The organism is Sphingopyxis sp. 2PD, assembly GCF_005503695.1.
Classification (GTDB): Bacteria; Pseudomonadota; Alphaproteobacteria; order Sphingomonadales; family Sphingomonadaceae; genus Sphingopyxis.
In genome coordinates this window covers 1-20,594 of sequence record NZ_SCMU01000019.1, presented here as the reverse complement: position 1 = coordinate 20,594, position 20,594 = coordinate 1, and the positions used below count along the sequence as shown (strand labels likewise).

The 20,594-nt window shown below is 65.2% G+C and carries 22 protein-coding genes; 13 read left to right on the top strand and 9 right to left on the bottom strand.

The features are described 5' to 3' along the window. Positions 1-207: 207 nt before the first annotated feature. Both FFS18_RS12605 and FFS18_RS12600 read left to right on the top strand, forming a co-directional pair. Positions 208-1,197, top strand: coding sequence for a TauD/TfdA family dioxygenase (locus FFS18_RS12605; RefSeq protein ID WP_137871089.1), 990 nt, complete (start codon positions 208-210; stop codon positions 1,195-1,197). Next, positions 1,194-2,225 carry a flavin-containing monooxygenase gene (locus FFS18_RS12600; protein WP_137871088.1) on the top strand — a complete coding sequence of 344 codons (1,032 nt, stop codon included), beginning with the start codon at positions 1,194-1,196 and terminating at the stop codon, positions 2,223-2,225. The genes FFS18_RS12605 and FFS18_RS12600 overlap by 4 nt, the downstream gene beginning before the upstream one ends. Before the next feature lie 22 nt (positions 2,226-2,247). Here the strand turns inward: FFS18_RS12600 and FFS18_RS12595 are convergent, their stop codons facing one another. After that, positions 2,248-3,441, bottom strand: a complete 1,194-nt coding sequence (locus tag FFS18_RS12595; RefSeq protein ID WP_137871087.1) for a type III PLP-dependent enzyme — start codon at positions 3,439-3,441, stop codon at positions 2,248-2,250. A 334-nt stretch (positions 3,442-3,775) separates the two neighbouring features. Between FFS18_RS12595 and FFS18_RS12590 the strand changes: the two genes are divergently transcribed. Continuing rightward, positions 3,776-5,428 carry an FAD-dependent oxidoreductase gene (locus FFS18_RS12590; RefSeq protein ID WP_137871086.1) on the top strand — a complete coding sequence of 551 codons (1,653 nt, stop codon included), beginning with the start codon at positions 3,776-3,778 and terminating at the stop codon, positions 5,426-5,428. A gap of 139 nt (positions 5,429-5,567) precedes the next feature. On the opposite strand, the gene FFS18_RS12585 is transcribed toward FFS18_RS12590, so the two are convergent. From FFS18_RS12585 to FFS18_RS12570, 4 genes are all read right to left on the bottom strand, one after another. Beyond that, entirely contained in the window at positions 5,568-6,740 is a 1,173-nt protein-coding gene (locus FFS18_RS12585) for a carboxynorspermidine decarboxylase (protein WP_137871085.1), read from the bottom strand. Between the two features lie 12 nt (positions 6,741-6,752). Continuing rightward, a complete protein-coding gene (locus FFS18_RS12580; protein ID WP_120216515.1) occupies positions 6,753-7,106 on the bottom strand; it encodes a DMT family protein in 354 nt (117 codons plus the stop codon). A gap of 7 nt (positions 7,107-7,113) precedes the next feature. Continuing rightward, complete coding sequence (locus FFS18_RS12575) at positions 7,114-8,184, bottom strand: alpha/beta fold hydrolase (protein ID WP_249340392.1); 1,071 nt, start codon at positions 8,182-8,184, stop codon at positions 7,114-7,116. A 110-nt stretch (positions 8,185-8,294) separates the two neighbouring features. Then, positions 8,295-9,503, bottom strand: a complete 1,209-nt coding sequence (locus FFS18_RS12570; RefSeq protein WP_137871083.1) for a saccharopine dehydrogenase family protein — start codon at positions 9,501-9,503, stop codon at positions 8,295-8,297. A 64-nt stretch (positions 9,504-9,567) separates the two neighbouring features. Here FFS18_RS12570 and FFS18_RS12565 point away from each other — a divergent pair, with 64 nt between their 5' ends. From FFS18_RS12565 to FFS18_RS12540, 6 genes are all read left to right on the top strand, one after another. Next, positions 9,568-10,557: a threonine ammonia-lyase gene (locus FFS18_RS12565; RefSeq protein ID WP_137871082.1), complete on the top strand. Its 990-nt coding sequence runs from the start codon at positions 9,568-9,570 to the stop codon at positions 10,555-10,557. A 50-nt stretch (positions 10,558-10,607) separates the two neighbouring features. Further along, positions 10,608-11,042 (top strand): hypothetical protein, encoded by a 435-nt coding sequence (locus FFS18_RS12560; RefSeq protein ID WP_137871081.1) that lies wholly within the window; start codon positions 10,608-10,610, stop codon positions 11,040-11,042. Between the two features lie 176 nt (positions 11,043-11,218). Beyond that, positions 11,219-11,812, top strand: a complete 594-nt coding sequence (locus FFS18_RS12555; protein ID WP_171005309.1) for a GNAT family N-acetyltransferase — start codon at positions 11,219-11,221, stop codon at positions 11,810-11,812. Positions 11,813-11,853: 41 nt separating this feature from the next. Further along, the gene (locus FFS18_RS12550) at positions 11,854-12,432 is read left to right on the top strand and encodes a sigma-70 family RNA polymerase sigma factor (protein WP_137871110.1); all 579 of its coding nucleotides are present in this window, start codon (positions 11,854-11,856) and stop codon (positions 12,430-12,432) included. Next, positions 12,425-13,132, top strand: coding sequence for an anti-sigma factor (locus tag FFS18_RS12545; RefSeq protein WP_137871079.1), 708 nt, complete (start codon positions 12,425-12,427; stop codon positions 13,130-13,132). Before FFS18_RS12550 ends, FFS18_RS12545 begins: the two co-directional genes overlap by 8 nt. Positions 13,133-13,218: 86 nt before the next feature. Next, the gene (locus tag FFS18_RS12540) at positions 13,219-13,770 is read left to right on the top strand and encodes a fasciclin domain-containing protein (RefSeq protein WP_120218207.1); all 552 of its coding nucleotides are present in this window, start codon (positions 13,219-13,221) and stop codon (positions 13,768-13,770) included. 66 nt (positions 13,771-13,836) lie between these two features. Here FFS18_RS12540 and FFS18_RS12535 read toward each other — a convergent pair whose 3' ends face one another. Further along, positions 13,837-14,526, bottom strand: a complete 690-nt coding sequence (locus FFS18_RS12535) for a nitroreductase family protein (RefSeq protein ID WP_137871078.1) — start codon at positions 14,524-14,526, stop codon at positions 13,837-13,839. Then, the gene (hemA, locus tag FFS18_RS12530; RefSeq protein ID WP_137871077.1) at positions 14,523-15,737 is read right to left on the bottom strand and encodes a 5-aminolevulinate synthase; all 1,215 of its coding nucleotides are present in this window, start codon (positions 15,735-15,737) and stop codon (positions 14,523-14,525) included. Before hemA ends, FFS18_RS12535 begins: the two co-directional genes overlap by 4 nt. Positions 15,738-15,993: 256 nt before the next feature. On the opposite strand from hemA, the gene FFS18_RS12525 reads away from it, so the two are divergent. After that, the gene (locus tag FFS18_RS12525; protein ID WP_137871076.1) at positions 15,994-16,527 is read left to right on the top strand and encodes a hypothetical protein; all 534 of its coding nucleotides are present in this window, start codon (positions 15,994-15,996) and stop codon (positions 16,525-16,527) included. Positions 16,528-16,530: 3 nt separating this feature from the next. Here FFS18_RS12525 and murI read toward each other — a convergent pair whose 3' ends face one another. Then, the gene (murI, locus tag FFS18_RS12520; RefSeq protein WP_137871075.1) at positions 16,531-17,334 is read right to left on the bottom strand and encodes a glutamate racemase; all 804 of its coding nucleotides are present in this window, start codon (positions 17,332-17,334) and stop codon (positions 16,531-16,533) included. Between the two features lie 184 nt (positions 17,335-17,518). On the opposite strand from murI, the gene plsY reads away from it, so the two are divergent. Continuing rightward, on the top strand, positions 17,519-18,124 hold the full coding sequence (gene plsY, locus FFS18_RS12515) for a glycerol-3-phosphate 1-O-acyltransferase PlsY (protein WP_137871074.1): 606 nt from the start codon (positions 17,519-17,521) through the stop codon (positions 18,122-18,124). Next, the gene (gene dprA / locus FFS18_RS12510; RefSeq protein ID WP_171005308.1) at positions 18,121-19,218 is read left to right on the top strand and encodes a DNA-processing protein DprA; all 1,098 of its coding nucleotides are present in this window, start codon (positions 18,121-18,123) and stop codon (positions 19,216-19,218) included. Before plsY ends, dprA begins: the two co-directional genes overlap by 4 nt. Before the next feature lie 9 nt (positions 19,219-19,227). Here the strand turns inward: dprA and FFS18_RS12505 are convergent, their stop codons facing one another. Next, on the bottom strand, positions 19,228-20,208 hold the full coding sequence (locus FFS18_RS12505; RefSeq protein ID WP_137871073.1) for a 2OG-Fe(II) oxygenase: 981 nt from the start codon (positions 20,206-20,208) through the stop codon (positions 19,228-19,230). A gap of 148 nt (positions 20,209-20,356) precedes the next feature. Between FFS18_RS12505 and FFS18_RS12500 the strand changes: the two genes are divergently transcribed. Beyond that, positions 20,357-20,594, top strand: a 238-nt coding sequence (locus tag FFS18_RS12500; protein ID WP_137871072.1) for a hypothetical protein, incomplete at its 3' end; no start/stop codon positions are given.

Here is a 20,594-nt window from a genome sequence, read left to right as displayed (position 1 = left end):
CGACGTCGCGGTGACTTTCGAGTGTCAGAGCGTTTTTTGCAAGGGCGCCCCGGTGAAAATGTGCAGGCGCAGAGGCGTGATATATTTCGATAGGTATCGAAATATGAATTGACGATCCTGTTTAATTCGATAATTCCGGAAATATAGAATCGAATCGAGCGCGAACGATGCTCCTCCCACACGCAAAATGACCGGAAGGACGGAAAAATGGTATCGATGGTGACGTCGCCCGCGCCGTGGCGCGGCGAGGCTTTGCAAGACCGGCCCGAGCAGTGGCTCTACCTGCTCGACGAAGGCGAGATACGGACGATCGTGACGGCGGCGCAATCGGCGGTTGCGGCGGGAGTGCCGCTGCGGGAGCTCGCGCGGAGCGATTATCCGCTGACCGGACTCGAGGCGGCGCTGGACGATTGGCGCGCCCGGATCGATGGCGGCCATGGCATGGTGCTGATCCGCGGGCTTCCGGTGCGGCGCATCGGTCGCGACGTTGCGGCGGCGGCCTATTGGCTGATCGGGCTGCATCTCGGCCAGCCGACCGCGCAGAATCCGGCGGGCGAGATGCTGGTCGATATTCGCGACACCGGCGCACCGGCCAGCGATCACAATGTCCGGCTGTACAAAACGCGCGCCGAGCTGGCCTTTCACACCGATGGTGCCGACATTATCGGGCTGCTCTGCCTGCGCGGCGCTCGGGCGGGCGGGGTCAGCCGCATCTGTTCGTCGGTCGAGGTGTATAATCAGGTCGTGGCGCGGCGCCCGGAGCTCGCCCCGCTGATGGAACGCAAATTTCACCATCATGCGCACGGACAGCTGGGGCCGGATGGCCCCAAGACCTTTCGCTATCCGATCGTCAGCCGCGAGGGCGGGATTTTCCGGATGATGCTGCTGACCTGGTATATCCGCAACGCCGCCGAGGATTTTCCCGAGATCGCGGCGCTCGGCGACGACGAGCAGTGCCTGCTCGACCTGCTTGAATGGCTGCCCTTCGAACCCGGCATGGCGCTCGACATGAATTTTCAGGAAGGCGACATGCAGTTCCTCAAAAACTCGGTCGTGCTGCACGCGCGCACCGATTATGAGGATTGGGACGCGCCCGACGAAAAACGGCACCTGCTGCGGCTGTGGCTGAATGTGCCCCAATTTGCCGATGGCGATGACCGGTTACGGCACGGCTTTGCTGATCGGGTCGACGCATGAGCGACGTTGATTTTCTGGTGATCGGCGCCGGGCAGGCGGGGCTGGCGGCGGCGCGGCGCTTGCAGCGATCGTGCGCCGACTTCCTGCTGGTTGACGCCGCGCCGTCGGTCGGCGGATCGTGGCGGCACTATTATGACAGCCTCGAGCTGTTTTCGCCGGTACGATATTCGTCGCTGCCCGACCTGGCGATGCCGGGGGAACCTTATGCCTATCCGCGGCGCGACGATGTCGTCGATTATCTGCAGCGCTATGCCGGGCATTTCGCCTTTCCCGTGCGGCTGGCAACGCGCGTCGCGGCGGTGACGCGCGATGCTGGCGGCTTTTCGGCCGACATCGGCGGCGGGCAGGCCATCAGCGCGCGGAAACTGGTCGTCGCATCGGGCGCCTTCGGGGCGCCGAACATGCCGGTGCTGGCGGGGCAGGGCGATTTTCGCGGGCGTGTCCTGCATTCGTCGGATTATCGCAGCCCCGACGGCTTTCGCGGCCGGCGCGTGATCGTCGTCGGGGCCGGCAATTCGGCGGTACAGATCGCGGTCGAGCTCGCCGGGCATGCCGACGTCACGCTGGCGGTCCGCGACCGCATTCGCTTTCTGCCGCAACGGGTGCTCGGCCGCGACGTCCATTGGTGGTTCGACAAGCTGCGCCTGAACAGTCTCAACCTGTTTTCCGACCATGGTGTGCCGATCGTCGACGACGGGCGATACAAGGCGGCGTTGCGGGCCGATCGCCCCGCGACGCGGACGATGTTCCGTGCCTTCAGTCCCGACGGCGTCATCTGGCCCGACGGCACCGAGGAGCGGATCGACGTGGTCATTTTTGCCACCGGCTTTCGCCACGCGATGGACTTCCTCCGCCCGTCGGGCGCGCTCGACGCGCACGGCCAGCCGCTGCACCGCCGTGGGGTGTCGACGAGCATCCGCGGGCTCGGCTTTGTCGGGCTTTCCGGGCAGAGCGGCTTTGCATCGGCCACGCTGCGCGGCGTCGGCCGCGACGCCGATTACGTCATCCCCCGCATCGCCGCGATGTGAACCGACCGCCGCGCGGCGGCGATCAGAACAGCTTGGTCACCGTCGCGCTGCGGCGTTCCTGCTCGACTTCGCCGGTGTAGAGGCTGGTCATCGGTTCGTCGCTGACGACATGGGTTTCATCGGCACCAAAGCCGTTGAATTTGGTCCGCATCGCGCAGCCATAGGCGCCGAGCATCCCGATTTCGATGAAATCGCCCGCCTTGATGTCCGCCGGCAGGAAGAACGGCCCCGTCATATGGTCGAGGTCGTCGCAGGTCGGGCCGTAAAAGCTGAACGGCACCATCTCGGCATCGCTGCCGCCATCGCGCAGCAGCGAGACCGGGAAACGCCAGCCGACATGCGCGGCGTCGAACAGCGCGCCATAGGCACCGTCGTTGATATAGAGTTCGTCGCCGCGGCGCTTTTCGACGCGCACGATCAGCGAGCTGTACTCGGCGGACAAAGCACGGCCCGGTTCGCACCATAGTTCGGCCGAATAGCTGATCGGCAGGCTTTCGAAGCTGCGGTGGATGGTGTCGAAATAGGCGCCGAGCGGCGGCGGCTCCATGCCGGGATAGGACGACGGAAAGCCGCCCCCGACATCGATGATGTCGACGGTGACCGACGCCGCGACGATCGCGGCGCGGACACGCTCCATCGCCTGCGCATAGGCGTGCGGGGTCATCGCCTGGCTGCCGACGTGGAAGCAGATGCCGAGCGCGTCGGCGGCTTGACGGGTCGCCATCAGCAGCTCGACGACTTCATCGGCTTCGGCGCCGAACTTGGCCGCGAGGCTGAGCTTCGAATGGTCCGACGAGACGCGCAGGCGTACGAGCAAGTTGAGGTCGGTTGCGCCTTCGGTCGCGCGGACGATCTTTTCGAGCTCGTCCATCGTGTCGAGCGAGAAGGTGCGCACGCCATGCTTCCAATAGGCTTCGGAAATTGCTTCCTCCGCCTTCACCGGATGCATGAAGCAGAGCGTCGCTTCGGGGAGCGTACGCGCAGCCAGCCGCACTTCGGCGATCGACGCGACGTCATAATGGGTGACGCCCGAATCCCACAGCACGCGCAAGAGGTCGGGCGACGGATTCGCCTTGACCGCATAAAGGGTCGTGCCGGGAAAGCGGTCGATGAAGAAACGCGCTGCGCGCCGCGCGGCGTGCGGGCGGACAAGCGTAACAGGTTCGACCGGCGAAAGTGCCTGAATCAGCCCGTGGGCGCTATGATGCTGGTGCAATGCAAGGGACCCCCAAAAGTGTAACGGTAAACGACAAGGCTGCCTTGCGGTTATTGGAAGTCCCCCTGGGGCAGCGGAGGGCGATATATTGAGGGGGGTCCCCCCTGTAAAGACCCCATCGCGCAATTTTGTAATGGCACGGTAATGTCAGGGGCGAAGCGAGGCAGTGGTGCGCCGAGCGGGGCAAAGACGCGACAAACAATCGCCTGTCAGCTAGGCTGAGTCCCAATTATGTTCGTCATCCCGGCGAAGGCCGGGATCTCGACAGCTCATATCGACGCACCGGTGAGACCCCGGCCTTCGCCGGGGTAACGAAAAAAGAAAGCGGCATGCCATGGTCTCCCGATCCGACGTCAATCACACCTTCTCCGACTCCGAGCTCGACGAACTCTGCGCCTTTGGCACCATCGAATCGCACAAGGCGGGCGACCTGCTAGTCGCCGAAGGGACGATGGCACCCGATTGCATCGTCACCCTGTCGGGGCACACTGACATATTTGCATCGACCGATGACGGGCCAAAGCGCGTCGGCTGGATGGAGCGCGGGCAGTTTGCGGGCGATCTGTCGGTGCTGACCGGACAGCGCCACCTGTCGCGCGTCGAAATGGGCGCTGATGGGGAGATATTGCGCATCAAGCACGCCGATTTCCAGCGGTTGATCGCGGGCAATTCGCATTATTCGGACATCTTTGTCCGCGTGTTGTCGGCGCGCCGCGAATTCAGCAACCAGCGTGGCTTTGCCGCGACAATCGTGATCGGCGCGGCGCTCGACCGCAGCGTCTATGCGCTGCGCGACCTGCTCGCGAAGCATGGCGTCGCACATCGCTGGTTCGATCCCGCCGACGGACCCGTCCCCGCGCACCTGCTCGCCGAGCGCGACCTTGCCGAGGATCAACTGCCGGTGGTGATCCTTGGCGCGGCGGATATGCTCGTCCAGCCGACCCCCGAACAGCTTGCGGCGGCGCTGGGGCTCGATTTGCTGCCCGACGGCGCGACCGCCGACGTGCTGGTCGTGGGCAGTGGTCCGGGTGGGCTCGCGGCGGCGGTCTATGCGGCGTCCGAGGGGCTGACCGTGATCGCGCTCGATTCGCTGGCGCCGGGCGGACAGGCCGGCACATCGTCGAAGATCGAAAATTACCTCGGCTTTCCGACGGGCATTTCGGGGAATGAACTGGCGCGCCGCGCGACCGTGCAGGCGCAGAAATTCGGCGCGCGGGTCGCCGCGCCGGTGCGCGCGGCGTCGATCGTGCGCGACGAAGACGCCTATTGCCTGCACCTGGCCGACGGGCGAAAATTGCGCAGCCGCGCGGTGGTGGTCGCATCAGGCGCGCAATATCAGCGGCTGCCGATCGAGGGGATCGAGGCTTATGAGGGGCGCGGCATCTATTATGGTGCGACCCCCATGGAGGCGCAGCTGTGCGGCAATGCCGAGGTGACCGTCGTCGGATCGGGCAATTCGGCGGGGCAGGGGGCGATCTATCTCGCGAGCGTCGCGAAGAAGGTCTATGTCATCTTCCGCCGCAAGAGCCTGCGCGAAACGATGTCGGAATATCTGGTCAAGCGGCTCGAAGAGCATCCGAATATCGAAATCATCGGATCGACGGACGTCGTCGCGCTGCACGGCGAGGATCGGCTGGGCGGGTTGACCTATCGCGACCGCGAGACCGGCGACGAAGGGCATTGCGACTGCGGTTTCCTGTTCCTGTTCCTCGGCGCCAGTCCGAACACCGGCTGGTTGCCAAAGGAAATGGTGTGCGACGAGCGCGGCTTCGTGAAAACCGGTGCCGACATTGCGCCGATGGAGCTGGTCAAAGCCGGCTGGTCGCTCGACCGGATGCCAAGCCGCTACGAAACGAGCTGGCCGCGGATTTACGCGATCGGCGACGTGCGCAAGGGATCGGTCAAGCGCGTGGCGTCGTCGGTGGGTGAGGGGTCGGTGGTGGTGAGCGACATTCACGCGGCGCTGGCGGAGGTTGTGGGCAGCTGATCCTCCCTGTCGCGCAGCGATGGGGAGGGGGACCGCTCGCGCAGCGAGTGGTGGAGGGGCGGCGACGTCGGCGCCAAAGCCCCTCCGTCAGCGCTCCGCGCTGCTACCTCCCCATCGCTGCGCGACAGGGAGGATCGACTCAACTCAACCGCGTCTTGAAGTCTTCATACCCGAATTCGCGGATCAGCCGGAGCTCATCGGTTTCGCTGTCCCACAACCAGATGGACGGCAGCGGGACACCGTTGAACGTATTGGTTTTCACCATCGAATAATGCGCCTGGTCGAGGAAAGCGAAGCGCTGGCCGATGCGCGCACCGCCGGGGAGGCGGTAATCGCCGATCACGTCGCCCGCGAGGCACGAGGGACCGCCGAGCCGCGTCGGCATGCCCTCGCTGCCTTCGCCTAGCAGCGCGGGGCGATAGGGGGCTTCGATCACGTCGGGCATATGGCAGGTCGCCGAAATGTCGGTGATGCCGATCGGCATGCCATTGTCGAACAGATCAAGGATCTCGCCGACAAGGATACCCGCGTCGAGCGCGATCGCTTCGCCGGGTTCGATCATCACGTCGCAATCGGTCGCGGCGCGCACCTGTTTCAGGAAGGCGATCAGGTCGTCCACCTGATAATCGGCGCGGGTGACATGGTGTCCGCCGCCAAAATTGATCCATTTAAGCTGGCCGAAAAACGGCCGCAGCATCGGCTGGACGGCGTCCCACGTGCGTTGCAGCGGCGGGAAATCCTGTTCGCACAGGCTGTGCATATGGACGCCATCGACGCCCTCCATATGCTCGGGGAGAAGCTGAGTGATCGGAAAGCCGAGGCGGCTGCACGGCGCGGCCGGGTCATATTTCGCGACCTCGCCCTCGCTGTGCATCGGGTTGATGCGCAGGCCGATGTCGAAGGCCACGCCCTGCGCGCGCAGGTCATCGAGCAACGGAAGAAAGCGGGCGATCTGTCCCGGCGAGTTGAAGATCAGATGGTCCGAGAGCGCGGCGATTTCGGGTAGGTCGGCTTCCTTGTAGCCCGCGCAATAGGTCGCGACTTCACCGCCATATTCGGCGCGGCCCAGCCTGGCTTCGTACAGGCCCGACGCGCAGACGCCGTCGAGATATTCCGCTACCGTCGGGCCCAGCGACCACATCGAAAACGCCTTGAGCGCCGCGAGCACGCGCGCACCCGATGCGTCGCCGATATGGCGCAGCACCGACAGATTGGCGCGGACCTTCGCCGCATCGACGACAAAGGCGGGCGAGGGGACGCGGCTGAGGTCGAAGCTTGCGAAAGCTCCGAGGTCGCCGGCACGGGTTTCCATGTCGTTCTGTTCCTATGCGACCGCAATCGGGCCTTTGAAGATGAAGAAAGCCCCCGCCGCAATCAGGCCAAAGCCGACGAGATGGTTCACAGTCAGCTTCTCACCGAGCCAGAAGACCGCGAACCCGGCGAATATGACGAGCGTGATGACTTCCTGCAAGGTCTTGAGTTCGGCTGCGGTATAAACGGCGTAGCCGATACGGTTGGCAGGGACCGCGAGGCAATATTCGAAGAAGGCGATCCCCCACGCGATCAGCACCGCCAGCCACAGCGGCCGCGACATGTCGCCGAGGTGCCCATACCAGGCGAAGGTCATGAAAATATTCGAGATGATGAGCAGGCCGATGGGGGCGAGATAGGCGGTCATCCCGACATTACTCCTTGGTCAGCGGCAGCACGTCGCGGAGAAGGGCGGCGAAGAAATGTCCCGGCTCCTCCACCATTGGCATATGCGCCGAATGTTCGAGCCAGACGAGCTTCTTTGAGGGCGCTTTGACCCGTGCGAACCAGTCGGCGGCGACCGGCGATGGCACGGTGTAATCGTGCCGTCCGAGCAGGAAAACAATCGGCACGTCCATCTTCGTTACCTTCTGAAAGCTGACATCGGCGAGGCGCGGCCAGAGCGTGGTGACCGAAAAGGCGCTGCCCTGACCCCATGCCTTGCGATCGGCTTCGCTATATTCGGGCGAGAGGCGTGGCGTCTGGAAATAGAGGTCGAGGTCGGGCTTGTTGTACATCAGCGCCCCGTAGGGGATCGCATATTTGCGCCAGCCGTCGGCCTTGGCGATCGTAAACTCGCCCGCTGGATAGGGGGCAAGCGCGTCGATCGCGGCGACCGCATTGGTGTTGCCCGCCGCGAGCGCCTTGGCGCGCGTCCACGCCATGCCCGTTTTTTCGCCCTCGCGAAAATCGATGCCCTGCCCGACGCCGACATAGGTGTAGAGCAGGTCGGGGCGTTTCACCGCGACCGACAGGCCGACGATCGATCCCCAGCTGTGTCCCATCAATACTACCTTGCGCTTACCATAGCGCTGTTTGAGCAGGTCGATCAGTTCGATCGCATCGTCGCGGTACCGCTCGACGGTCATCGTTGGCGCAAGCGTTGCGGGATCGTTCAGCGGATAGCTGCGCCCGGCGCCGCGCTGGTCATATTGGACGACGGTGAAGACATCTTCCCACGGGCGCTGGAACGTCCAGGCAAAGGGCATTTCGACCGCGCCCGGACCACCGTGGACAAAGACCAGGATAGGATTTGCCTTGTCAGAACCGCGCACGTTGACGACCTGTCGCGCACCGCCGAGCATGACTTCGAACGTCTCTTGCACCCCGTTCGGGGTAACGATCTTGCCGATGTCGGCCACGATCGCGCGCGCGGGGGCGTAGGCGTCGCCGGTCTGCGCGGCGGCGGGGGTGGTGATCGCGGCGAGCAAGGTGAACGCAGCCATTCGCAATTTCATATCAACAACCTCTCGTCATTCCCGCGAAGGGGAAACCCAATTTGGACGCCGCTAATGGGTTCCCGCGTTCGCGGAAATGACGCAAGGCGTCATATCGCTCAGAAATTTAGCGGCCCGTCCAGTTCCTTCACCTGCCACGGCAGGCCATGCTTCATCAGCATGTCCATGAAGGGATCGGGATCCATCTGCTCCATGTTGAACACGCCGTCGCCGCTCCACGTGCCGGTGACCATCATCGCGGCGCCGATCATCGCGGGGACGCCGGTGGTGTAGCTAACCGCCTGATTGCCCGTTTCGGCATAGGCGTCCTCATGGTCGCAGATATTATAGAGGTAGAGCGTCTTTTCCTTGCCGTCCTTGCCAAGGCCCGTTGCGATGACGCCGATGTTGGTCTTGCCCTTGGTCGTTTCGCCCAGGCTCGACGGTTCGGGGAGCACGGCCTTCAGGAACTGGAGCGGGATGATCTCCTTGCCCTCGTAGATCACCGGGTCGATGCGCGTCATGCCGACATTCTGGAGCACGGTGAGGTGCTGGATATAGGCGTCGCCGAAGGTCATCCAGAAGCGGATGCGCTTGATTTCGGGAAGGTGCGTCTTCAGGCTTTCAATCTCCTCATGGTACATGAGGTACATATTTTTCGGGCCGACTTCCTCGAAATCGAATTGCTGCTTTACCGACATCGGCGGGGTTTCGATCCAGTCGCCATTTTCCCAATGGCGGGCGACCGCGGTGACTTCGCGGATGTTGATCTCCGGGTTGAAGTTGGTCGCGAAATGCTGGCCGTGATCGCCGCCGTTGCAGTCGAGGATGTCGAGCGTGTCAATGCGGTCGAAATGATGTTTCTTGAGCCAGGTCGTGAACACGCTGGTCACCCCGGGGTCGAAGCCTGAGCCAAGCAGCGCCATTAGCCCGGCGTCCTTGAAACGGTCGTGATAGGCCCATTGCCAGTGATATTCGAACTTCGCCTCGTCGCGCGGTTCGTAATTGGCGGTGTCCAGATAATGCGCGCCCGTCGACAGGCACGCCTCCATGATGGTGAGGTCCTGATAGGGCAGCGCGAGGTTCACGACATGCGTCGCGCCGATGTCGCGGATCAGCGCCGCGGTCGCGTCGATATGGTCGGCGTCGACCTCGGCGGTCTTGATCGTGACGCCGGTGCGCGCCTTCACCGACTCGGCGATCGCATCGCATTTGAACTTGCGGCGGCTGGCCAGCGTGATGTCGGGAAAGATGTCGGGGTTCATCGCCATCTTGTGCACCGCGACCGAACCGACGCCGCCTGCGCCGATCACCAGAACCTTGCTCATCGAAAAATCTCCTACGCCTACCTATGCGGCTTGTCTTGTATGCCCGGCCCTATAGGACGAAGCCATGACACAGCAAAGCCCCGATGCCCTTCTCCGTCCCGACCGTGCACCGACCCTTGCCGGGGTTGAACGCGCCGCTGCGAAAGTCGCTGCGCTGCTGCCGCAAACGCCGCTGCTGCCGCTCGATGTCGACGGCAGGACGATCTGGTGCAAGGCCGAGTGCCTGCAACCGGTCGGTGCGTTCAAGATTCGCGGCGCTTGGCACCGGCTGACCGACCTGACCCCCGAGCAGGCTGCGGCAGGGGTGGTCGGCGTGTCGAGCGGCAATCATGCGCAGGGCGTCGCTTGGGCGGCGAAGCGGCTGGGCATCCAGGCGACGATCGTGATGCCGAGTAACGCGCCCAAGATGAAGCTGGCGGCGACGCGCGCGCTCGGCGCCGAGGTGGTGCTGTACGACCGCGTGACCGAATCGCGTGATGCCGTTGCGGCGAAGCTACTCGAAGCGAGCGGCGGAACATTGGTCCACGCCTATGGCGATCCGTGGATCATCGAGGGGCAGGGGAGCGCAGGGATCGAGGCGCGGGCGCAGCTGGCGGCGCGCGGGATCGCGGGACCGGACAAGGTGGTGGCCTGTTGCGGCGGCGGCGGACTGTCCGCTGGGCTGGCGCTGGCGTGTCCCGATGCCGAGATCATCGCCGTCGAGCCGGAGGGCTGGGACGATGTGACGCGCTCGCTGGCAGCAGGCGAAATCCTGTCGGTCGAGGATCTGGCCTATCCGACCGAATGCGACGCGCTACAAACGCCGCAGACCTGGCCGATCAATTTCGCGGTGCTGCAAGCGCGCGGCGTGCGCGGGGTCGTGGTGACCCGTGCCGAGGTGCGGCACGCGATGCGGGTAGCGTTCGAGCGGCTGCACCTCGTCGTCGAACCGGGTGGCGCGGCGGCGCTGGCCGCGGTGCTGGCGGGCAAGGTGGAATTGGGCGATGCAACGCTCGTCACCCTGTCGGGGGGCAATGTCGATCCCGGTCATTATGCGGAAATTCTTGCCGAATGACGGGATATTTGTTTCCTTTGCAGCGTTCGGAGTGGGGAAGGAGACGCAAGATGCGAAAGCAAGGCCTGATTTTCGCCGGCGCAGCGGCGCTGGTTGTTCTGAGCGGATGCGAGAAGGCGGAAGCGCCCGCGCCGACCGATACGACGACGACCGAGGTTCCGGTCGAAACGGCCCCGCCCGAAGCGACGGAAGCAGCCACCTCGCACCGCTATGCGGCGTGGGCGGGCAAATGGACCGGGGTCGAGGGCATGTATGTGACGATCACCCCCGGCGAACCCGGCAAGTACAAGCTGGAGATGCAGTCGGATCTCGACACCAAGGGCAGCTATGACGGCAGCGACAGCGATGGCGGCATTGCGTTTACCCGTGGCACCGAAACGCTGACGCTCGCCGCATCGACCGGCGATGCGACTGGCCTCAAATATCTGGCGGGCAAGAAGGATTGCCTGAAGGTCAAGGACGGCGAAGGTTATTGCCGCGATTAACGGCGAATGGAATGCAACTGATCGCCCCGCATTTACCGTAGCCCTGAGCTTGTCGAAGCCTGTCCCGAGCGCCTGTAAGGCCGTCGAAGGGGGCGCCTATCCGAGAAGCGCCCTTCGACAAGCTCAGGGCTACGGTTTACTCATGTCGGCACGAACGCCGTCGAGCGGGGATGCGAATGGATAGAATAGCGACGGCAACCAAGGCACACCAGCCCGCGCTCATCGAAACGCTGGCGCAGGCGTTCCAGACCGATCCGGCGCTGTCGTGGATTTTGCCCGATCCCGCCCACCGGGCTCGCGCACTACGTAGCCTGTTCCATACCCTCGTCCCCGCCGATATGCGCGCCGGGGTGGCGCTGCGGTCAGCGGGCGACGAAGCGGCGGCGCTGTGGCGTGCGCCGGGGCAGGCGCACGGCGGGACGCTGGAATTCCTGCGCAGCGTCCTGCCGCTGATCGCGACCTTTGGCACCGCCTTGCCGCGCGGGTTGAAGGTGCAGGGCAGCATCGACGCGCATCGGCCGCAGGGGCGCTTCTGGTACCTCCATTATGTCGGGGTGCGCCGCGACCACCAGGGCAAGGGACATGGCGGGCGGATCATCCGCGCGCAAACCGCGGTTGCCGACGCCGACGGGGTGCCCTGCTGGCTGGAAACCGCGACGCCCGAAAATGTGCCGCTTTACGAGCGGCTGGGCTTTGTCACGCAGGTGGAATGGGATGTGCCGGGCGGCGGGCCGCATTTCTGGGGGATGATGCGGGCGCCTGCCGCTTGAATAATCCCGTGATCGCTCTACGACTTGGCGCGGTGAGCGACATGCAATGGCCATCGAGCGCGGACGAGGCGCGAATGCGACTAGCGGCGGCGCTTGCTGCGGTCGGGCGCGGCGATCGGGCGGCGCTGCGCCAAGTGTACGACCTGACCGCCGCGAAACTATTTGGAATTTGCCTCCGTATCTGTGGCGAGAGGGCCAGTGCGGAGGATGTTTTGCAGACCGTCTACATCAAGGTGTGGGAACGCGCGGGGCAGTTCGATGCTTCGCGCGCCAGCCCGATCACCTGGCTGGCGACGATCGCGCGCAACGGCGCGATCGACTGGCGGCGCTCGGTCGCAGGGCGTGCGGCGCGCGATACCTTGCCCGAACAGGCGGCCTTTGCCGTGGCCGACGAAGCCCCGCGCGCCGACCAGTCGCTGGTCGCGGCGGAGGAAGGCGAACAGCTGCACCGCTGCCTCGGCGAGCTGGAGGATCGCACCCGCTTGTGCATCCGTGCCGCCTTTTTCGACGGATCGACCTATGCTGAACTGGCGGAGCGCGAGAAGGTGCCGCTGGGAACGATGAAAAGCTGGATACGGCGCGGGCTCATGCGCCTGAAGGATTGTCTTGGCGATGGATGACCATCTGACGCCCGATCAGGAGCGCGACGCGCTCGCCGCCGAACTGGCGCTCGGCCTGCTGGACGGGCAGGCGCGCGCCGATGCGTTGCGGCTGTCGCTGAGCGATCCCGCCTTCGCGGCGCTGGTCGCGGCGTGGGAGGCGAAGCTGGCGCCGCTGCATGGCGAGTGGACCGACGCCGAACCGGGCGCTGCGGTGTGGAACGCGATCGAACGGCGGCTGGCCGATGCGCCCGCCGACAAGGTTACGGCGATCGAGACGCGCTTGCGCCGCTGGCGCGCCGGGGCGCTGCTGTCGGGCGCCGTGGCGGCGGCGCTTGCGTTTGTGCTGATCACCCGGCCGGTACCGGCGCCCGCACCCGCCACCCCCCAGCTGGCGGTCGCCCGCATTGAAAGCGACCCAGCGGGGCCGCTGGTGCTCGCGCGCTATCATCAGGACAGCGGGCTGATGCAGCTGCGCATCCACGGCTTCGAACCCGGCACGCTGGCGCCCGAACTGTGGGTCATTCCCGACGGCGGCGCGCCCGTCTCGCTCGGGCAGATCGGCCATGCGGGCGAGGCCGAAATGACGATGCCGCCGCCGCATCGCCTGCTGATGACCGAAGGCGCAACGCTGGCAATCACGATGGAGCCGGTGTCCAAGACGCCGCACCCGGCGCCGAGCGGCGCCGCGGTCGCGTCCGGAAAAATTATCACGATCTGAGGTTGTCGTGCATCCGTTGGCGGGTCGGTGCCGTAGCTGCGCCGCATCCTGCATTTCCGGGGTGCCAGAAACCAGAGGATCGTATGATGAAACTTTCCAAACTCTCCGCGTCGCTTGCTGCTTTGGTCATGGTTGCCGGAGGCGGCGCTGCGCTCGCCAACCCGATGGTCGGCGGCGCCGCGATGTACGAAAGCAAGAACATCGTCGAAAATGCCGTCAATTCAAAGGATCATACCACGCTGGTCGCCGCGGTGCAGGCCGCAGGGCTGGTCGACACGCTGGCCAGCCCGGGTCCGTTCACCGTCTTTGCGCCGACCAATGCCGCGTTCGGCAAGCTGCCCGCCGGGACCGTCGACACGCTGCTGAAGCCCGAAAGCAAGGGCACACTGACCGCGGTGCTGACCTATCATGTCGTGCCCGGCACGCTGACTGCCGCCGATCTGGCCGCCAACGCCCAGGCCAATGGCGGCAAGGCGACGCTGACGACGGTTCAGGGCGCCAAGCTGACCGTCTGGGGCAAGGATGGCAAATGGTATGTCACCGACGCCAAGGGCGGCAAGGCGCAGATCACCATCGCCGATGTCAAGCAGTCGAACGGCGTGATCCACGTCGTCGATGGCGTGTTGCTGCCGGGCTGACCCCTTCGTCCGGCACAGGTGCGGTCCGTCCATCCCTCCCGGGACGGGCCGCATTGCCGGCGATTGTCAGTCGTCGAACCCCACGAACCGCGCAGCGTCCGCGACGCTCTTGCGGTTTGACACCACGGCGTTGGCGGGAAAACCGTCGTCGGGCCAGCCCATCGCGACGCAGATCATGATCACCTGATCGTCGGGGATTTTCGCATGCTCGCGCACCACCGGCGATTGCATGATGCCCTGGCTGTTGATGACGCAGCCCAGCCCGCGCGACCAGGCGGCGTTGACCAGCGCATTGGTCACCGCGCCGCAGTCGAAGGGTGCGATGTCGCTGCCGAGCAGGACGCGGTCATAGGTCACGACGATGCTGACCGGCGCGTCGAACTGGCGAAAACCGCGCAGCACCCAGTCTTGGCGTCCCGCCTTGTCGTCGCGGTCGATGCCCATCGCACCGAACAATTGTTTGGCGACCTCGATCTGGCGGCCGCGATGTTCGTCGGGGACGACGTTGAAGGTCCGAAATTCGCGGCTGTCGGGCTTGCCCGCCAAAATGCCTTCGGTGTTGCCACGGCGGATCGCGTCGAGCGGCGCGCCGGTGACGACAGAGAAGTTCCAGCACTGGTTGTTATAGGACGAAGGCGCGCGCATCGCGACTTCGATGATCTCGGCGATCAGTGCCTTCGGGACGGGCTTGTCGAGAAAGCCGCGGATCGAGCGGCGTCCGACGACCACTGCGTCGTAAGCGGCAGCGGCCTTCACGCGGCCTTGCGCAGTTCGAGCCGGTCCCAGATTTCGACCAGCGCCTGCGTCAGCTCGCGCATCATCGCTTCGTCATGCGCGGGGCCGGGGGTGAAGCGCAGTCGTTCGGTGCCGCGCGGCACGGTCGGGAAATTGATCGGCTGGACGTAAACGCCATATTCGGCGAGCAGGATATCGCTGATCTTCTTCGCGCGCACCGGATCGCCGACCATCAGCGGCACGATGTGCGTTGTCGAATCCATCACCGGCAGGCCCGCGTCGCGGAAGCATTGTTTGAGGTAGGCCGCCGCCGCCTGCTGCGCGTCGCGCTCGACGCTCGATTCTTTCAGGTGGCGGACGCTGGCCAGCACCCCGGCGACGAGCACCGGCGACAGGCTGGTCGTGAAGATGAAGCCGGGCGCGTAAGAGCGGATCACGTCGATGATATTCTTGTCGGCAGCGATATAGCCGCCCATCACGCCGAACGCCTTGCCCAGCGTGCCTTCGATGATCGTCACGCGGCTCGCGGCTTCGTCGCGGTCGGTGATCCCGCCGCCGCGCGGGCCGTACATGCCGACCGCATGGACTTCGTCGCAATAGGTCAGCGCATTATATTTGTCGGCGAGGTCGCAGATCGCGTGGATCGGGGCGACGTCGCCGTCCATCGAATAGACGCTTTCGAAAGCGATCAGCTTGGCCGCGTCGGGATCGTCCTGCGCCAGCAGTTCTTCGAGATGCGCGAGGTCGTTGTGGCGCCACACGCGCTTTTCGCAGCCCGAATTGCGGATGCCCGCGATCATCGAGGCGTGGTTCAATTCGTCCGAATAGATGATGCAGTTGGGCAAGAGTTTGCCGAGCGTGCCGAGCGTCGCTTCGTTCGAGATATAGCCCGAGGTGAACAGCAGCGCGCCGTCCTTGCCGTGGAGGTCGGCGAGTTCAGCTTCGAGGTCGACGTGATAATGGGTGTTGCCGCCGATGTTGCGCGTGCCGCCCGAACCGGCGCCGACGTCGTGCAACGCCGCTTCCATCGCTTCGACGACCTTGGGGTGCTGGCCCATCGCTAGATAGTCGTTCGAACACCAGACGGTGATCGGCTTCGGTCCATTATGCCCGGCAAAGCAGCGCGCATTGGGAAAGGCGCCGCGGTTGCGCAGGATGTCGATGAAGACGCGGTAGCGTCCCTCTTCGTGCAGCCGGTCGATCGCGCGAGCGAAGATGTCGTTATAGTTCAAGGTCCGGCCCCGCAGTCAGGTTCCCGCGCCGCTCGTTCTGGGCGGCTATTAACAGGCGGGCCAATAACGGCGAATTGGGCCGAAATCCAGTGCAAACGATTCGCAAATTATTCGGGCGATCAGTGTGATCGACGCCACCGTAAGGCGAGCGCATCGAAAGTATCAGGTACCAGTCCGCCGTCCGGTTTGCACGACGATAAAAAAAGGCGTTGAGTTGTGCATAGGACCGCAGCGCGGTTCTTGGGGAGCAGGCCAAATGCGTGTAGTGATGATTGCCTTGCTACCCGTCTTGGCGTTGGGCTTTGCCGCCTCCGCCGCAAATCCGGTGTCTGCGCCCTTCCAAGGATCGTGGCAGCGCTGCGACACGTATCGCGGCGATCGCGTCTGCAGTTACGCCCTGACGACCCAGCGCGGAAATCGCGTTTGTGGCGTAGAGAGCTATTTCGCGTCCGGGCGCCTCTATTACTTGCGCTTTGTCGGCACGGCCGAGGGCTCGTCGGTCCGGATCGACAAGATCTGCGGACGACCCGGTTCGGAAACCGACACCCATTGTGCCGATCAGGCACCGCGTTACCGCGATTCCACCGAAAAGGTCGGTTGGGGAACCTCGACCGACATGCGCCATGTCTGCAAGGGTCGCCTTCACGAAGGGCGGCGCGGTAAGCCATTCAGTTGCGCGACCGCCGTTCGCGACGCCGGTATTCCGAAAGTCCGCCGATTGACCACCGATGATGGCTTGGAAGCCGAGCAGCGCGCTTGGCTGGCGTCCTGCACTGCGGGGCGCGAATAGCAGTCAGATCGCCTCGATCCGGTCGATGCCATAGGGCGCGAGTGTTGCAAGCGGCGGTGGCGGTCGGTCGGCGCTGCGGGTGAACACCGCGATGCCGGGCGTTGCGGTGGCGGGCCATGGCTGGCCTAGCGTCAAGGCGGCGATCCGCCGGGCGATCCCTTCGGCGCCGTCGATAAGGGTTACACCGAGACCTGCCGCGGCTTGCAATTCGTCTGCGAGTAATGGGAAATGCGTACAGGCAAGGACGATCACATCGATCGCGTCCCCCTCCGGTTGATCGCGCAGCCCTGCGATGGCGCGCGCGATCACCGCAGGATCGACCGGCTCGCCGCGCAGCTTGGCCTCGGCGCCGGTGACCAGCCCGGGACTGCCGTGGCGCAGCACCGTTTTGCCGCCCGCAAAGCGTGCGCTGAGGTCGTCGACATAGGGCTGGCGGACCGTCGCTTCGGTGCCGAGGACCCCGATGACCCCGGTCTTCGAGAGAGTCGCGGCGGGCTTGATCGCGGGTACCGTCCCGACGATCGGCAGGTCGAGTGCGGCGCGAACATGGGCGAGCGCGATCGTCGATGCGGTGTTGCACGCGATCACCGCCAGCCGGGGCTGGTAGCGTTCGACAAGCCGCCCGAGCAGCGCCGGGACGCGCGCCGCGAGCTCGGCCTCGCTTTTCTGGCCATAGGGCAGCCCGGCATAGTCGGCGGCATAGACGATCGGCGCGGTCGGCAGCAGCGCCCGCGTCGGGCCGAGGACGGTGAGCCCGCCAAGGCCGGAGTCGAAGAACAGGATCGGGGCATCGGGGGCGGGGTTCATGCGCGGCGATTAGCAGCGGGGCGGTTGGGGCTCAATCTGTTCCGGCCTTCCGTTTCTCGTCATCCCGGCCTTCGCCGGGATGACGAAGTTTGATGTTTGTCCAATATGGCGACGACCGCATCCTAATCCGTTGCTTGCGTGCGCCAACTTCGCCACAACCCTCGCGAACGTAGCGAGGAACACCATGACCAATTTGCTGCTGATCGCCATGGGCTATCTGCTCGGGTCGATCCCTTTCGGAGTCATCCTGACCCGTCTGTTCGGGGCGGGCGACCTGCGTCAGATCGGGTCGGGCAATATCGGCGCGACCAATGTGCTGCGCACCGGGCGCAAGGGGCTGGCGGCGGCGACCCTGATCCTCGATGGCGCGAAGGGTGCGGTCGCGGTCCTGCTGGCACGGCATTTCGTGCCGGAGCTTGGCGATCAGGCCGCGATGATTGCGGGCGCGGCGGCGATGATCGGCCATTGCTATCCGCTGTGGCTCAAGTTTCGCGGCGGCAAGGGGGTGGCGACATTGCTTGGCCTTGCGCTCGCGCTGGCTTGGCCGATCGGGCTTGTTTTTGCCGCGGTATGGATTGGCGCGGTCCTGTTGCTGCGCATCTCCTCGCTCGGCGGGATGCTCGGGGCGGTGGCTGCGCCTGTCGCCGCGATCGCGCTGGGGTATCCGGTTTACGCGATCGGTCTGGCGGGACTCGCGGTCATCGTGCTGTGGCGGCACCGCGAGAATATCGCGCGGCTGCGCGCCGGGACCGAACCTAGGATCGGCGCGAAGAAAGACGCCGCCGCGTGACCCCTGCGGAGCGGCTAGCGCGGTTGCGGTTGATCCGCACGCCGCATGTCGGCCCGGTCAGCTGGCACCAGTTGATGCAGCGGTTCGGATCGGGCGAGGCGGCGCTCGATGCGCTGCCCGAACTGGTTCTGCGCGGCGGGGCAGGAAAGGCGCGGATCGTGCCGATCGAGGTTGCCGAGCGTGAATTTGCGCGCGTCGCCGACCTCGGCGCGCGGCATATTTTCAGCGACGAGCCCGAATATTCATCGCTGCTGCGCGAAGTCGAGGGCGCGCCGCCGGTGATCGTCGTACGCGGAGACACCGCGATGTTGCGGCGCCCATGCGTCGCGATCGTCGGCGCGCGCAACGCTTCGGCGATCGCGTGCCGTTTCGCCCGCCAACTCGCCGCCGACCTCGTGGCGCGCGATGTCACCGTGGTCAGCGGGCTGGCGCGCGGGGTCGATACCGCCGCGCATATTGGCGCGCTCGGTGGAGCGACGGTGGGGGTGATCGCGAGCGGGATCGACATCGCCTTTCCGCCCGAAAATGCCGCGCTGCAGGAAAAGATTGCGACCGACCAGTTGCTGATCGCCGAACAGCCGCCGGGCAGCGAGCCGTTGGCGCGGCATTTCCCGTCGCGCAACCGCATCATCGCCGGGCTGGCGCATGGCACGGTGGTGATTGAGGCGGCGCCGCGGTCGGGATCGCTGATCACGGCGCGGCGGGCGGGGGATTATGGGCGCGAGGTGATGGCGGTACCGGGCTCGCCGCTCGACCCGCGCGCGCAGGGCTGCAACCTGCTGATCCGCGAAGGTGCCACGCTGATCCAGACGGTCGAGGACGTGCTCGAGGCGATCGGGCCGATCGACAGGCGGATGGTACGCGAACCGGCGCCAGCGCCGGTCACGCCGCCGATGCACGTCGACGCGGCGGGATCGCTCCGCGACAACGACCGGCATAGCGTCGTCGACCTGCTCGGCCCGACGCCGGTCGCGGTGGACGAAATCATCCGCCTGTCGGGACGTCCCGCGCCGGCGGTGCAGCTGGTCCTGCTCGAACTCGAACTGGCGGGAAGGATCGAGCGCCATGCCGGCGCGCGGATCAGTACCGTCTGATCGACTGGCTCAGGGGACGAAGCGGCGTTCGCGGATCCAGCGCGATGCGATATATTTTGTCCCGCTGACGACGGGCATGCCGCAATGTTCCGATGCCGGGTCGACAGCGCCATCGGGCAGGGTATTGCGGAACAACAGCAGGTCGCCTTTGCGCGCTTTGAACTTCAGCGTCGTCTTCACGAAATTGGTCTCGCCGCCCTTGTAATCGTGATTGAGATAGATGAGCGCGGTCAGCACCCGCTGATTGTCGAGCTGCGGATTGAAATCGAAATGCGACCGATATTGCTGACCCGGGCGATAACGCAGCAATTGCAGCGCCTCGCCGCAGTCCGCGTCGCTTTGGGCAACCGCCGCGATACGGCGGTTGATCGCATGGACCACCGGGTCTTCCAGCAACCATTGGATCGTGAATTCATCGCTGTTGCGGATCGGGTCGAGTCGCGTTCCGCCGCGGCCGTCGTTGATCTGGGCCGGTCGATAGTTTTTGCCGCCGACGTCGAGCAGATAGGCGCATTCGGCCGCCGTGGCAAAACCGGGGTACCGCACGGCGTCGGGCGCTTCCGCCAACCGTTCGGGCTTGCGGCACACTTCGGGATCGCCCGACGCGGTCAGCGCCATTTTTTTGAGCAATTCGATCTGCAGCTTGCGGCGCGGATCGATCGCGACTTCGCCGGCCATGCGGGCAATCGCGGCGGACCAGTCGCGCGGCCCCGCGATGCCGCTCGCCAGCAAATTTGTGCTGAGGATCCGCGCCGGGCCATGACCCGCCTTTGCGGCAAGGTCGAACTGGACGCGCGCCGCGACCGGGTCCGATGCTATGGCGCCGCCGCTCCACAGGTTGCGGGCAAGGACGAACAAGGCGTCGGGCTGGCCTTGCGCGGCCACCTGGCGGATCAGCAGCATCGCCTCGTCCGCGCGCCCGGCATTGGCCAGCGCTTCGGCGCGCGCCATCATCGGATGTGGTTGGTGTGGATTGAACTGCGACGCCATGCGCCGCTCCTTAGCGCAGGCCGATGCGCGATGACAATGTGATCGCGGGCATAGTCGGTTCGGCGCAATTCACCCATGGTTCACCGCAGCGGTCGCAATCAAAGTGCGGGTTCGCATCAACCGTAGTGGCGAGGGCCGGGGAGCGTTCATGAAAAGCAAGTTTCTGACATCGGCGACATTGTTCGCGGTGCTGACGACGGGTGCCGGTCCGGTGCCGATAGCGGCGACCCAGGCGCGGGAAGCGCCAGGGCAGGGTTTCTGCCGCACCGCCGATCCGTTGCCGCGCCTCGATCCTGAGGTCCAGCCGCAGCAGCAGCAGTCCAGCAACAGCGTCAAGACGAAGGGCGGGAGCAAGCGCGATCGTGCTATCGCCACGGCGTCCGAGC

Excerpts from the sequence above, each read along its gene's own strand:
- FFS18_RS12605 (WP_137871089.1), top strand. The coding sequence starts at position 208 with ATGGTATCGATGGTGACGTCGCCCGCGCCGTGGCGCGGCGAGGCTTTG.
- FFS18_RS12600 (WP_137871088.1), top strand. The coding sequence starts at position 1,194 with ATGAGCGACGTTGATTTTCTGGTGATCGGCGCCGGGCAGGCGGGGCTG.
- FFS18_RS12590 (WP_137871086.1), top strand. The coding sequence starts at position 3,776 with ATGGTCTCCCGATCCGACGTCAATCACACCTTCTCCGACTCCGAGCTC.
- FFS18_RS12585 (WP_137871085.1), bottom strand. The coding sequence starts at position 6,740 with ATGGAAACCCGTGCCGGCGACCTCGGAGCTTTCGCAAGCTTCGACCTC.
- FFS18_RS12580 (WP_120216515.1), bottom strand. The coding sequence starts at position 7,106 with ATGACCGCCTATCTCGCCCCCATCGGCCTGCTCATCATCTCGAATATT.
- FFS18_RS12575 (WP_249340392.1), bottom strand. The coding sequence starts at position 8,184 with ATGGCTGCGTTCACCTTGCTCGCCGCGATCACCACCCCCGCCGCCGCG.
- FFS18_RS12570 (WP_137871083.1), bottom strand. The coding sequence starts at position 9,503 with ATGAGCAAGGTTCTGGTGATCGGCGCAGGCGGCGTCGGTTCGGTCGCG.
- FFS18_RS12565 (WP_137871082.1), top strand. The coding sequence starts at position 9,568 with ATGACACAGCAAAGCCCCGATGCCCTTCTCCGTCCCGACCGTGCACCG.
- FFS18_RS12560 (WP_137871081.1), top strand. The coding sequence starts at position 10,608 with ATGCGAAAGCAAGGCCTGATTTTCGCCGGCGCAGCGGCGCTGGTTGTT.
- FFS18_RS12555 (WP_171005309.1), top strand. The coding sequence starts at position 11,219 with ATGGATAGAATAGCGACGGCAACCAAGGCACACCAGCCCGCGCTCATC.
- FFS18_RS12550 (WP_137871110.1), top strand. The coding sequence starts at position 11,854 with ATGCAATGGCCATCGAGCGCGGACGAGGCGCGAATGCGACTAGCGGCG.
- FFS18_RS12545 (WP_137871079.1), top strand. The coding sequence starts at position 12,425 with ATGGATGACCATCTGACGCCCGATCAGGAGCGCGACGCGCTCGCCGCC.
- FFS18_RS12540 (WP_120218207.1), top strand. The coding sequence starts at position 13,219 with ATGAAACTTTCCAAACTCTCCGCGTCGCTTGCTGCTTTGGTCATGGTT.
- FFS18_RS12525 (WP_137871076.1), top strand. The coding sequence starts at position 15,994 with ATGCGTGTAGTGATGATTGCCTTGCTACCCGTCTTGGCGTTGGGCTTT.
- murI (WP_137871075.1), bottom strand. The coding sequence starts at position 17,334 with ATGAACCCCGCCCCCGATGCCCCGATCCTGTTCTTCGACTCCGGCCTT.
- plsY (WP_137871074.1), top strand. The coding sequence starts at position 17,519 with ATGACCAATTTGCTGCTGATCGCCATGGGCTATCTGCTCGGGTCGATC.
- FFS18_RS12505 (WP_137871073.1), bottom strand. The coding sequence starts at position 20,208 with ATGGCGTCGCAGTTCAATCCACACCAACCACATCCGATGATGGCGCGC.